The organism is Vibrio parahaemolyticus, from assembly GCF_900460535.1.
GTDB lineage: Bacteria > Pseudomonadota > Gammaproteobacteria > Enterobacterales > Vibrionaceae > Vibrio > Vibrio parahaemolyticus.
Genome location: NZ_UHIL01000001.1, coordinates 258981 through 271586, shown reverse-complemented (window position 1 = coordinate 271586; position 12606 = coordinate 258981). Strand labels below are relative to the sequence as shown.

Genomic DNA, 12606 nt, shown 5'->3' with positions numbered 1-12606 from the left:
CATCCGGCTCTCAGTTTAGGAAGGAAATGAGCGATTTAACAATGCTCTATGTCTAAATTCTTAACCTTTGTACAGTTTCGGGTTAAATACATCACGTAACCAGTCACCCAGAAGGTTAATAACCAGTACTAAAGTAACTAGCACAATACCTGGGAAGGCTGTAATCCACCAAGCACCAGAGAAGATGTAGTTGAAGCCGATGCTGATCAACGCGCCCAAAGATGGTTGGTCAACAGGCAGACCCAAGCCTAGGAACGACAGCGCCGCTTCCGACATGATGGCGTTGGCCACCTGAACGGTTGAGATAACCAAGATTGGTGACAAACAGTTCGGCAAAATATGGCGGAACATGATGCGTGGAGCTTTAAAGCCCATCACGCGTGCCGCTTCTACATATTCTTTCTTCTTCTCTGCCAGTACCGATGCACGAATCGTACGCGCGTACTGTGGCCATTCAGCCACACCGATGATCACCACCAGCATCACGACCGCGTATTGGCTGTAAAAATCGCTGCCAAAACTGGCTTTGAAAATGGCCGAGACGATGATCGCTACCATCATGGTTGAAAACGACAACTGCACATCTGCAAAACGCATCAAGAAGCTATCGATACGACCGCCGAAGTAGCCAGCCGACAGACCAATGATGATGCCCAGTACAAGCTGTAGACCGACCGCTAGAAAACCGATCGTCAGCGACAAACGAGAGCCGTAAAGAATGGTCGATAAAATATCACGGCCTTGCTCATCCGTACCGAGCACAAAGCGTTCTTCACCGCCGTCCATCCAAGATGGTGGTAATTCTGAATCCATGATATCGATAGATGTCAGATCATACGGGTCAGTTGGTGCCAGAATTGGCGCCGCCAGTGCTAGCACCAAGAACATCAAAAACACCGTAAAACTCGCCATCGCCACTTTGTCGCGCTTGAAGTAGTACAAGAAATCCGAGTTTTTAAAGCGCTCCCACGCAGATGGAACGGCTGAAGGAGCAGCAGGAGTATTGGTTTGGCTCATGATTAAGCTCCTTTTCCAGTTAGGTTCACAGTTGGGTTGATGATGCCGTACAGCAAGTCAACGATGGTATTGGTTACCACGAAGATCAGACCAACAAAGATTACGTAGGCTGTGATTAGCGGTGTATCAACACGGTTAATCGCCTCTAGGAAAAGGAAGCCAGTGCCCGGCCATTGGAACACGGTTTCTGTGAGGATGGTGTAGGCCACCATGGTACCAATTTGCACGCCACCTACCGTCAGTACCGGTAGCATGGTGTTCTTAAGTGCATGTTGGTAATAAATCTTTTGTAAGTTCAGGCCTTTAGCCTTAGCGAACTTGATGTATTCCGAACTCAGTACTTCCAGCATTTCTGAACGAACCAGACGGATAAACAGCGGCAACATGATCGATGCCAGCGCAATACACGGCAAGATCAGGTGCTTGATACCATCAATGGTAAAGAAGCCAGACTCCCAACCGAGCACGTTGACGGTCTCACCCCGCCCGTAGGAAGGCAGCCAACCAAGCTCTATGGAGAAGACGTACATCAGCATGATCGCCGTCAGGAAGACCGGAATCGAGATACCGACGCTACTCATCGCCATGACAAATTTGGTGAAGATACTTTTCGGGTGAATCGCGGAGTACACCCCAAGTGGTATCGATAAAACAATAATGATGAGCGTCGCGCCAAACACGAGCTCTAGTGTCGCCACCAGCTTATCAAGAATAACCTCAACCGCTGGGCGCTTGAAAAAGTAAGACGTACCTAAATCACCTTGCAGTGCATTACCGACAAAGCGAGTGTACTTTGTGATAAAGGGATCGTTCAGGCCCAGTTCATCACGCAGCGCTTGACGCTCCGACTCTGAAACCGACTGACCTACAAGCTCACGCAGCGGGTCACCCAGGTTGTCCTGAATGGCAAACGCCACCAAACTGATCACAAACATCACTATCAGTGCCTGAAACAGGCGCTTGACCAGAAACGAAAACATTCCTTGCCCCTTAACTATCCATAGATCTCTAAATTTAGAGAGAAAATTCAGTCTGTAAAACTCGCTCAATCCGACTGAAACAAAACTGAGCTGAGTGATGAGCCTCATCAAGCATCCCTTGAGAGAAGCTCATGAAGGAGGGAATACGTCCCCTCCTTCTAACTACATCATGTGATTATTCAACCACTAGGTCGCCGAAGTAAGGCATAACCATTGGGTTCACAATGTCTGCTGCTTTCACGTTAGACTTCGCGCCCCACGCTTCACTTTGCCAGTGTAGCGGTACAAATGCTGCGTCGTTGTAAAGCGTCGCTTCAACGCCTTTTAGCATTTCTGCACGTTTCGCTGGATCCGTTTCCACGTTCGCTGCTTCTACAATTTTGTCCATTTCTGGGTTTGAGTAGTAACCACAGTTATACTGGCCACGACCTGTCTCTTCGTTACGAGTCATTGTTAGGAACTCGTTGAAGTTCGCAGAGTCTTCAGTGTCTGAGTGCCAACCGATCATCAGCATGTCACCCGCACATTTATCAAACTCTGGCCAGTATTGCGCTTTTGGCATGGTTTTCAGATCAACCTTAATACCAATCTTAGACAACATTGCCGCCGCAGCCTGTGCAACTTTTGCATCGTTCACGTAACGGTTGTTTGGCGCAATCATAGTTAGGGCAAAGCCGTTCTCGTAGCCCGCTTCTTTCATCAACTCTTTAGCTTTCTTCAGATCGTAGCGAGGAACCAGTTTTTCGTTGTGACCAACGTAACCAGCAGGGCTTTGCTGACCAGCAGCTGTCGCGAAGCCTTTCATGATTTTCTTCACGATGCCTTCGTTGTTGATCGCATGCACGATAGCTTGACGAACGCGCACGTCTTTCAACGCTTCATTGCTGTTTTGGTTCATTTGGAACGTGATGATTCGTGTACCAGGTAGTGTCACGAGATCGATGCCTTTCGCATCTTTCACACGTTGGTGATCGTTTGGCGCTACTGGGTGAATCATATCGACGCCACCAGAAAGAAGCGCAGCCACACGAGTCGCGTCTTCTTTGATTGGTACTAGCGTTAGCTTATCAACGTTACCTTTCGACGCTTTATCCCAGTAATCTTTGAAGCGTTCAAATTCCACTTTTACGCCTTGTTCACGTGATGTCACGATGAATGGGCCAGTACCGGAAACGTGAGTCGATGCAAATGAGTTACCGTGCTTCACTAGTTCAGACTTGTCTTTGCCGTCTTCTGTCTTACCTGAGTAGAACTTGCTGTCCATAGGGAAGATGTACGTCGCCGTTTGCAGAACAAGTGGGTATGGGCCTTTAGTAACCAAATCGAACGTGTAGTCATCCACTTTTACGATTTTCTCGTATGGGTCGAAGATCGCTTTAAAGTCTGGAGAGCTTTGTAGACGCTCAAATGTCCACACCACATCATCCGCTGTTAGCGAGTTACCAGAGTGGAACTTCACGCCTTCACGCAGTTTGAAGCGTACCGTTGTGTCGTTAACACGTTCCCAGCTTTCTGCTAGACGAGGTTCGAAGTCCATTGTTTGAGTGAAACGAACTAGAGGGTCAAATACCATGTGTGACATTTGCAGTGTACCGCCAGACAACTGCTCATGCGGGTCAAGCGATACTGGGTCAGCAGCGTAGCCAACTTTAATATCTGCTGCTAGCGCATTAAAACTAAGGCCCGCAGCCATTAGCGCCACTGCTAATTTGCTTTTCATGGTTTTCATTTGCATAACTCCTTCATGCGGGGATCCGGATCCCTTGTTATTGTGTTTGCGTCTTTATAATGACTAAAGATCAGCCAAGCGAAATACTTAGTTTATGCCGTTTTGATTTCTTCTCGCAAGCCCGTAAATTCAGGCATCAGAGAGATCAATTTTTTGCTGTATTCGTGCTGTGGAGCAGTAAAGAGCTGCTCGGTAGGCGCGACTTCCAATAACGTGCCCATCTGCATTACACCTACTCGGTCACACATCTGACGAATCACCGGTAAATCGTGACTGATAAACAACATCGTTAGGTTCAGTTCACTTTGCAGATCTTTTAGCAAGTTCAGAATTTGTGCCTGTACCGACACATCCAACGCTGATGTCGGTTCATCACAAATCAAAAGTCGAGGACGAGTTGCCAGGGCACGCGCAATCGAAATACGCTGACGCTGACCACCAGAGAATTCATGAGGATATTTCACGCCAGCCATGCGACCCAAACCAACATGATCAAGCAAATCATTCACGATTTGACGTGTTTCTGCTTCATTCTTGGTGAGTTTATGGAAACGAATTGGCTCGGCAATAATGTCTGCCACCTTCATACGAGGGTTCATAGACGTGTATGGGTTTTGGAACACCATCTGCATTTGACGTCGCATCGGACGACGCTCTTTTTCCGACTTCATCGCCGTGAGATCGATGCCTTCAAATTTCACTTGGCCAGAGTTTGGCTCATACAATCCAGCAATCACGCGCGCGATGGTCGACTTACCCGAACCTGACTCACCCACCAGACCAAACGTCTCACCTTCGTGCACCTCAAAACTCACATTGTTCGATGCCTGCACGTACTCACGGCGGCTTTCAAACAAAGAGTCCTTAGTCACAAACCTTAGGTTGACGTTTTTCACATCCAACAACGGGCCAGTGTACTCACGCTGATCTTGGCTTTGACCCAGCCAGTGGTTCTTAATGTCTAGCGACTTCATTTCTGTCGCTTCTTCGATGTAACTCACCAGAGGGAAACGATCGAGCTTTCTGTCTGAGCGAGGAACCGCCGAAATCAAGCTGCGCGTGTATGGGTGATCTGGGTTACCCAACACTTTTGCCGTTGGCCCAAACTCAACAAGATCGCCACGGTACATCACCGCCACGCGGTCTGTAACGTTTGAAACCACACCCATGTCGTGCGTAACCAACATACAACCAACATTGTTCTGGATACACAACTCTCGGATAAGATTCAGGATTTGGTCTTGGATTGATACGTCCAGTGCCGTGGTTGGCTCATCGGCGATGATCAGATCTGGCTCACCAGCCAAAGCGATCGCGATAACCACACGCTGACGCATACCACCAGAAAACTGGTGAGGATACTGTTTAAGACGGTTTTCAGGCTGAGGGATGCCGACTTGCTGCATCAGAGACAACGCGCGTTGATACGCCTCGTCGTCAGATACTTTCATGTTGGCATGAATGGTTTCTTTTAGCTGCTGCTCAACCGTAAACAAAGGGTTAAGAGAGGTCATAGGGTCTTGGAAGATAAAACCAATCTTCGAGCCACGCACCTTACGCATCGCTTCTGGTGTTAAGCCAGAGATTTTTTCACCATCCAAAAAGACATCGCCACTGGCAACGCGTCCCGGAGGGCTCAGCAAATCGATAACGGCGTTACCAACGGTGGACTTACCCGCACCGGATTCGCCAACAACACCCACGATTTCACCTCGTTCAATATTAAACGAAAGTGATTTCACGGCCGCGTGAACGCCGTGTCGGGATGGATACTCAATACGAAGGTTTTTCACCTCTAATAGTGACATTTCAGACCTCTACTGCCTTGTCTGTGGTATCGAATCGCACTGGGAAAGCCCGTGCCATTCATCACCTGAATGAATCCGTTCAAATTCAGAATAATACTCTGAAATCTTAATGCGGAAACAATTTGGCAAAAATCACACAAAAAAGCAACAATTAAAGTATATTCCGCCGTAAAAACATTGAATACACGCACAATGAGCGAATAAAAATGCATTAACAAGTATTTAACCACTTTCATATCACCCCATTTTTGTGCGCCATGCACCATTAAAACTAGAAAAATGCTCTAAATATAGGCACAACATCACCTCACACTATAACCACACTATTCATGCGTGATTATTAACATTTACCAAACAATATATCGTACCAAAAGCGATTTTTCGGCATAAAATGTTACTAACAAAATAGTCGGCAAACATAAAAAACCAAAGTTAACCGGCTTCACCTAAGGCTAAAACGTGAGCACCACAACAAAACAGAGGAAACCTCCTCAAAATTGCGATTATGCGCCCGTTATGCGGTTTAATGATTAAGCCAAAAGAACAGCATCACTTAAGCGTAAACGAAACTGCACAATTTGCTGACGGATTGCCTCTTTACGATGCGATTTAGAGTGGGATAATAGGCTTTCGACGCCAGTGACTAAGTAGCGAATGAAAGGAGCCCCTGTGCTTAAAGCGATTTTTTTTGATATGGACGAGACGTTATGTGGCACATCCCAAGCAGACAAAGCTGCAGGGCAAAAATTTGCTGCCTGGATTCAACAAACGTATCCACAAATCTCTGATCCTCAAGCATTCTTACAACGCTATTTGCAAGGGGTATATAAAAAGCTCAACGCAGAGTTTCCTCAGCTGGTTGCTCTTCTTCCAGACGAAAATGCTTTTCGCTGTGGTCTGATCCAAACGATTTTGGCGGAGGACGGCATCCACATCGATGCAGAGCAAGCTCAGCAAGCACAACACTATTTTGATTCAGCACGTATGGGCGCGTTCACTTTCTTCCCTGGCGTAAAAGAAATGCTGACGGATCTACGTAAGCACTACAAACTTGTTGTGATCACTAACGGTCCAATTTTCTCGCAGCACCCCAAATTGAAAGCAACACAAATGGATGAATGGGTGGACCATATTATTGTGGGTGGCGAAGAGCCAGAAGAAAAACCAGCGGCCAGCATATTCCAAAAAGCCTTGAATCTTGTCGACGTCAAACCAGAAGAAGCCTTACACATCGGTGACTCTTTAGCGGCAGACATCGCAGGCGCAAACAACATGGGTATTTTGAGTGTGTGGGTGAATGCGACTGGCGCAAGTAATCCAACAGAGATAACGCCGAACTTTGAAATCCGAGAAACCGTCGAGCTAAAAGAAATCCTGAAAACACTCGCCCAATAACAACAGCGGATTAAGAAAACCACAACCCCAGACATTGAGCTGGGGTTTATTTTATCTGCGCGAAAAGCTCTGGGATCATGGGTGGTCTAAAGCACCAAAAGCTGCACCAACCTTTCAGTTCGTACGCAAAGCTCGATATGTTCTGCTGATAGAAATCTTCTGGCTAGCCACTATCAGTTAATATGACGGAAAATAGAGTGGCTAAAATGCAAAAAAGCCCCAGTCTTTCGACTGAGGCTTTAAATCGCGGTTGGTGAAGAGCTATATTCTAACTTCAGGCGACCCCCACTTGGGTCCAAATCCTTTGAAGTATTGTCGACCAAACTATGTAATAAACTCTAAAACGACGAAAGCCTGCTAAAAAGCAGGCTTTCTAATGGTGGTCGGTGAAGAGGGATTCGAACCCCCGACCCTCTGGTCCCAAACCAGATGCGCTACCAAGCTGCGCTATTCACCGAGCATGTATTCTTTATAGAAAGAATGGGGTGGCTAACGAGACTTGAACTCGCGACAACCGGAATCACAATCCGGGGCTCTACCAACTGAGCTATAGCCACCATCAAATTTTTATGTTCACCGCTACTTATGTAGCCATAAACTAGATAGTGGTCGGTGAAGAGGGATTCGAACCCCCGACCCTCTGGTCCCAAACCAGATGCGCTACCAAGCTGCGCTATTCACCGACTTAAGTTTTATCCTGATTCAACATCAAGATGGGAAGCAATGCTACCGTATTCTATCCAAAAAGGAAAGAATGGGGTGGCTAACGAGACTTGAACTCGCGACAACCGGAATCACAATCCGGGGCTCTACCAACTGAGCTATAGCCACCATTGAGTTTTACCGACTTTTCCTCCGGGGTATGGTACGCCCGAAAGGATTCGAACCTTCGACCTTTGGCTCCGGAGGCCAACGCTCTATCCAACTGAGCTACGGGCGCATGCCCTATCGGCGGAGTGGAATAATACGGATATCACACTATGCCGTCTAGTACTTTTTTTACTTTTTTTATCGTTTGGTCTCTTTTTCGACAGTTATCTGCCTTTAAAGTGTATTTTTGATGTGATTCACGCCCTGTCATGGATAACTTGTTGTTTATTGCAACAAGTTATCGGGATATAATCACCCATTATTTACATTGATTTAACAGCTGCAACCAAGTTGTTTAATCATTTTATGCCATCGGAGAGATTTCGAATGATTTTCTCGACGCGGTATCAATACTCTAACTATATAAATAGGTAAGTCACTTACCTCGGGAATGTGAAGTGGGTTTAATGGATATGTCTCGACAAATGATTAGCGTTTTGTTCGCTGCCTTAACTTTCTCTACGGCAGCTTTAGCTTCTGACATCAGCCAAACTGAATACGATGCGATCGCAGAACGCATCAAACCTGTCGGTGATGTTTATCTAGCAGGTTCAGAGCCTGTGAAGGAAGAACCAACCGGTCCACGTGATGGCGCCAAAGTTTACGGTACTTTTTGTATTGCTTGTCACGCATCTGGTGTAAACGGCGCGCCAAAATCAGGCAATGCTGACGATTGGGCTCCGCGTATCGCGCAAGGCAAAGACGTGCTAGTGAAGCACGCGCTTGAAGGCTTCAACGCGATGCCTGCAAAAGGTACATGTATGGACTGTTCTGATGATGAAGTCATTGCAGCCATCGACCACATGATTGATGGCTTGTAATCCAGCGGCGACTCATCTGAATTAAGAAAGGCTTGCCAATCGGCAAGCCTTTTTGTTTGGAGTGAACTTGATTTACCGTAAGATCAAAGTGATCACTTCTTAAACATCGAGCGCAGGTTTGCAATGTGTGCCTGACCTTTTGCCATTCGTTCTTCTTGAGACACAGGCTTTTTGTTCACTTCCCATTCGACATCATCAAACGGCAGCTCATCCAAAAAACGACTTTGAGTCGGCTTGATCAACTCACCAAACTGGCGACGCTCTTTACACATGGTAAACGTCAGCTCTCGCTGTGCGCGGGTGATGCCTACGTACATCAAGCGTCGCTCTTCTTCGACGTTATCTTCATCAATACTGGTTTGATGCGGCAATATGCCCTCTTCCGAACCAATCAAATAAACGTAAGGAAACTCTAGACCTTTTGATGCGTGTAATGTCATCAATTGAACGGCATCGCTGTCTTCGTCTTCTTCGCCGCGTTCCATCATGTCACGCAAGGTCAAACGTTGAACCACTTCTTTCAGCGTTTTCTCTTCTTGGTCGTAATTGTCACCTTCTAAGTCAGCCACAATCCAAGAGTAGAGATCCGAAACGTTCTTCATGCGCATTTCAGCGGCTTTCGGGCTGGCTGAGGTTTCGTACAGCCAATCTTCGTAATGAATGTCACGAACCAAGGAACGAACAGCTTCTACTGTGTTGCCTCGCTCAGCTTGATCGGCAATCGCCACCAACCATTGTGTAAAGCGACGCAGATTTTCGAGACCACGCCCCGATAGGTGTTGTTCTAATCCCATTTCAAAGCTTGCTTCAAATAGGCTTTTGCCGCGCATATTGGCGTAACTGCCCAATTTTTCTAACGTTACCGGGCCAATTTCGCGTCGCGGCGTGTTCACAATGCGCAGAAATGCGTTGTCATCGTCAGGGTTCACCAACACTCGAAGATACGCCATGATGTCTTTGATTTCGGCACGCGCGAAAAACGACGTACCGCCAGACAGTTTGTAGGGTACGCGGTTTTGCATCAGTGATTTTTCAATCAAACGCGATTGATGGTTACCGCGATACAAAATCGCATAATCTCGATATTCCGTGCGATTTAAGAACTTGTGCGCAATCAACTCACCCGTGACCCTTTCTGCTTCGTGCTCTTCGTTCTTGGCTAGCAACACTTTCAGTTTTTCGCCGTCAGGAATTTCTGAGAACAGTGATTTTTCATACACGTGCGGGTTATTGGCAATCAAAATGTTTGCAGCACGAAGAATTCGACTGGTCGAGCGATAGTTCTGCTCCAACTTGATCAGACGCAGATTCGGGTAATCTTGCCCGAGCAGCACCAAGTTTTGCGGTTTGGCACCACGCCACGAATAAATCGATTGGTCATCATCACCCACGACGGTCAAGCGACCGCGCTCACCCACAATCAATTTGACAAGTTCATACTGACTGGTGTTGGTATCTTGGTATTCATCAACCAATAGATAGCGGATGCGATTTTGCCAACGCTGACGCACGTCTTCATTATTACGCAGCAGCAATACCGGCAGCAGGATCAGGTCGTCAAAATCGAGCGCGTTGTACGCCTTCATCTGCTTCTGGTACATCTCAAAACAAAAAGCGAACAGCTGTTGTTGCTCGCCTTTCGCCATAGCTTTGGCTTGCTCTGGCGTTAACATGTCGTTTTTCCAGTTGGAGATCGTACTCAATAGTTGTTTGAGTAGGTCTTTATCACCGTCGAGTTGCTTTTCCGTCAACTCTTTCAACAGCGCCATCTGGTCTTGATCATCAAACAACGAAAAGCCCGCTTTTAACCCAAGCTGCTTGTACTCACGTTTGATGATATTCAAACCCAAGGTATGGAAAGTAGAAACCATCAAACCTTTCGACTCGGCTTTACCCAAGGTTTGACCAACACGCTCTTTCATTTCGCGCGCGGCTTTGTTGGTAAAGGTCACGGCCGCGATGTTTCTTGCTTTGTAGCCACATTGCTGAACCAAGTAAGCAATTTTATTAGTAATTACGCGCGTTTTACCTGAGCCTGCGCCGGCAAGCACTAGGCATGGACCAGACACGTATTTTACGGCTTCATCTTGTCTAGGGTTCAGCTTCATACAAATTCTCTGCGGGTGACAAATGTGGCGCCTATGATAAAGGGGTGGCTCTTTGAATGCTACGGTGATTTTCTCGTAAATTTTACCCCGATTGGTGCAACATTCTGTTGCATAGTAGACCAGACTTTAAGCTATAATGAATGAACGTTCATTCACTGGTAGTAGGATTATGACGGACAACCCTGCTGTAGATAAACGCGATCAAATACTTGCCGCTGCGGAGCAGTTAATTGCAGAGTCTGGCTTTCAAGGGCTTTCTATGCAAAAGCTGGCCAACGAAGCTGGTGTCGCCGCCGGGACGATTTATCGCTATTTCTCAGACAAAGAACATCTATTGGAAGAAGTGCGTCTTAACGTAGCCAAACGCATTGCCTCTGCGGTGCAAGCGGGTGTTAATGACGACATGCCATTGAAGGAACGCTATCGAACCATGTGGCTCAACATCTGGAATTTGGCGGGTTCCAACTTAAACGCCATCAGTAATCGAGTTCAATATGATTCGTTACCTTGCACAACAAGAAACAAGACGTGGGAACTTGAGCGAAAAATGTTTGCCCAAGTAGATCGCCTTTTCAACCAGGGCAAAGAAGAAGGGGTTTTTAAGCCTCTCGATAACGAAGTGCTCTCTGGATTAAGCTTTGAAGCAAGCGTCGCGCTTGCGAGAAAACATGCTTTGGGATTTTATCAATTGGACGACGATGCGCTGGAAGCAGCCATTGAAGCCAGTTGGGATGCAATTATCAAACACTAACTTGGAGTTCTTAATAGAATGAAAAAGTGGACTTTCTTTATGTTACTTATCGCCGTTCTCTTGTTCGGCAGCGTGATAGGTTTCAATTTATTTAAGCAACAAAAGATCGCTGAATACATGGCAAACCGTCCTGAACCTGAGTTCCCAGTAACTGTTACGGAAGTAAAAGCGGTGGATTGGGTACCAGTGATCGAAGCTATCGGTTTTATCGAACCAAACCAAGGTGTGACGGTAGCGAACGAAACGAGCGGTGTTATCGACAAGATCGCTTTTGAATCAGGTACTCAAGTTGAAGCTGGCCAACCCCTCGTTTTGCTTGATTCTGAAGTAGAAAAAGCGAACTTGAAGAGTTCACAAGCGAAACTTCCTGCAGCAGAAGCGAAATACAAACGTTACCAAGGTTTGTTTAAGAAAGGTTCTATTTCTAAAGAAGCTTACGATGAAGCTGAAGCAAACTACTACTCGCTTAAAGCAGATATCGAGAGTTTAAAAGCAACCATCGATCGTCGTGAAATCAAAGCGCCATTTGCAGGTGTAGTTGGTATCCGTAACGTTTATCTTGGTCAATACATCCAAGCTGGTAGCGATATTGTTCGCCTAGAAGATAGCAGCGTAATGCGTCTGCGCTTTACCGTGCCTCAAACAGACATCTCGCGTATCAAACTTGACCAAGAAGTGGATATTTTTGTAGATGCCTACCCAGATCAGCCATTCAAAGGCTCAATTTCTGCCATTGAACCTGCAGTAAATGTACAAAGTGGTCTGATCCAAGTACAAGCAGACATTCCAAACAGCGATGGCAAACTTCGCAGCGGTATGTTCGCACGTGCAAACATCATCATGCCTAAATTGGCAAATCAAGTGACGCTACCTCAAACAGCAATCACCTTCACTTTGTACGGCGATAACGTCTACATCGTGACAGAAGAAGAGGGTGAAAAGCGCGTGAAACAACACGTAGTTAAAGTGGGCGAACGTACTAAAGACATCGCACACATCTTGGAAGGCGTGAAACCAGGTGATGTTGTGGTGACGTCGGGCCAAGTCCGTTTAAGTAACCACGCGAAAGTTAGCATTGTTGAAAGCAATGCCATTACTCCACCTGCTGAAACACCAATGCTTTAATT

The 12606-nt window shown here is 46.6% G+C and carries 9 protein-coding genes and 5 tRNA genes; 4 read left to right on the top strand and 10 right to left on the bottom strand.

Translation table 11 applies throughout. The features are described from left to right. Positions 1-60: 60 nt before the first annotated feature. From DYB02_RS01460 to DYB02_RS01445, 4 genes are all read right to left on the bottom strand, one after another. Positions 61-1017 (bottom strand): ABC transporter permease, encoded by a 957-nt coding sequence (locus tag DYB02_RS01460; protein ID WP_005455202.1) that lies wholly within the window; start codon positions 1015-1017, stop codon positions 61-63. Between the two features lie 2 nt (positions 1018-1019). Then, positions 1020-1997, bottom strand: coding sequence for an ABC transporter permease (locus DYB02_RS01455; protein ID WP_005455219.1), 978 nt, complete (start codon positions 1995-1997; stop codon positions 1020-1022). A gap of 175 nt (positions 1998-2172) precedes the next feature. Then, entirely contained in the window at positions 2173-3726 is a 1554-nt protein-coding gene (locus DYB02_RS01450) for an ABC transporter substrate-binding protein (RefSeq protein WP_005478744.1), read from the bottom strand. Positions 3727-3818: 92 nt separating this feature from the next. Beyond that, positions 3819-5534 carry an ABC transporter ATP-binding protein gene (locus tag DYB02_RS01445; RefSeq protein ID WP_005455179.1) on the bottom strand — a complete coding sequence of 572 codons (1716 nt, stop codon included), beginning with the start codon at positions 5532-5534 and terminating at the stop codon, positions 3819-3821. Between the two features lie 669 nt (positions 5535-6203). On the opposite strand from DYB02_RS01445, the gene DYB02_RS01430 reads away from it, so the two are divergent. Then, entirely contained in the window at positions 6204-6929 is a 726-nt protein-coding gene (locus DYB02_RS01430; RefSeq protein WP_021822329.1) for an HAD family hydrolase, read from the top strand. A gap of 380 nt (positions 6930-7309) precedes the next feature. On the opposite strand, the gene DYB02_RS01420 is transcribed toward DYB02_RS01430, so the two are convergent. The 5 genes from DYB02_RS01420 to DYB02_RS01400 all read right to left on the bottom strand — a co-directional run bounded on the left by DYB02_RS01420 (position 7310) and on the right by DYB02_RS01400 (position 7869). Continuing rightward, positions 7310-7386 (bottom strand) — tRNA-Pro (locus tag DYB02_RS01420). Positions 7387-7410: 24 nt separating this feature from the next. Beyond that, positions 7411-7486, bottom strand: a tRNA-His gene (locus tag DYB02_RS01415). A 49-nt stretch (positions 7487-7535) separates the two neighbouring features. Continuing rightward, positions 7536-7612 (bottom strand) — tRNA-Pro (locus DYB02_RS01410). Positions 7613-7684: 72 nt separating this feature from the next. Beyond that, a tRNA-His gene (locus DYB02_RS01405) sits at positions 7685-7760 on the bottom strand. 32 nt (positions 7761-7792) lie between these two features. Further along, a tRNA-Arg gene (locus DYB02_RS01400) sits at positions 7793-7869 on the bottom strand. Between the two features lie 337 nt (positions 7870-8206). Between DYB02_RS01400 and DYB02_RS01395 the strand changes: the two genes are divergently transcribed. Then, positions 8207-8620: a c-type cytochrome gene (locus DYB02_RS01395; RefSeq protein ID WP_025510379.1), complete on the top strand. Its 414-nt coding sequence runs from the start codon at positions 8207-8209 to the stop codon at positions 8618-8620. Positions 8621-8712: 92 nt separating this feature from the next. Here DYB02_RS01395 and rep read toward each other — a convergent pair whose 3' ends face one another. Further along, positions 8713-10728 (bottom strand): DNA helicase Rep, encoded by a 2016-nt coding sequence (rep, locus tag DYB02_RS01390; RefSeq protein WP_005455214.1) that lies wholly within the window; start codon positions 10726-10728, stop codon positions 8713-8715. Positions 10729-10897: 169 nt separating this feature from the next. On the opposite strand from rep, the gene DYB02_RS01385 reads away from it, so the two are divergent. Further along, a complete protein-coding gene (locus DYB02_RS01385) occupies positions 10898-11479 on the top strand; it encodes a TetR/AcrR family transcriptional regulator (RefSeq protein WP_005487525.1) in 582 nt (193 codons plus the stop codon). Between the two features lie 18 nt (positions 11480-11497). Beyond that, positions 11498-12604 (top strand): multidrug efflux RND transporter periplasmic adaptor subunit VmeC, encoded by a 1107-nt coding sequence (vmeC, locus tag DYB02_RS01380; RefSeq protein WP_023624200.1) that lies wholly within the window; start codon positions 11498-11500, stop codon positions 12602-12604. The last annotated feature ends 2 nt before the right edge of the window (positions 12605-12606 follow it).

Excerpts from the sequence above, each read along its gene's own strand:
- DYB02_RS01455 (WP_005455219.1), bottom strand. The coding sequence starts at position 1,997 with ATGTTTTCGTTTCTGGTCAAGCGCCTGTTTCAGGCACTGATAGTGATG.
- DYB02_RS01395 (WP_025510379.1), top strand. The coding sequence starts at position 8,207 with ATGGATATGTCTCGACAAATGATTAGCGTTTTGTTCGCTGCCTTAACT.
- DYB02_RS01445 (WP_005455179.1), bottom strand. The coding sequence starts at position 5,534 with ATGTCACTATTAGAGGTGAAAAACCTTCGTATTGAGTATCCATCCCGA.
- DYB02_RS01460 (WP_005455202.1), bottom strand. The coding sequence starts at position 1,017 with ATGAGCCAAACCAATACTCCTGCTGCTCCTTCAGCCGTTCCATCTGCG.
- vmeC (WP_023624200.1), top strand. The coding sequence starts at position 11,498 with ATGAAAAAGTGGACTTTCTTTATGTTACTTATCGCCGTTCTCTTGTTC.
- rep (WP_005455214.1), bottom strand. The coding sequence starts at position 10,728 with ATGAAGCTGAACCCTAGACAAGATGAAGCCGTAAAATACGTGTCTGGT.
- DYB02_RS01450 (WP_005478744.1), bottom strand. The coding sequence starts at position 3,726 with ATGAAAACCATGAAAAGCAAATTAGCAGTGGCGCTAATGGCTGCGGGC.
- DYB02_RS01385 (WP_005487525.1), top strand. The coding sequence starts at position 10,898 with ATGACGGACAACCCTGCTGTAGATAAACGCGATCAAATACTTGCCGCT.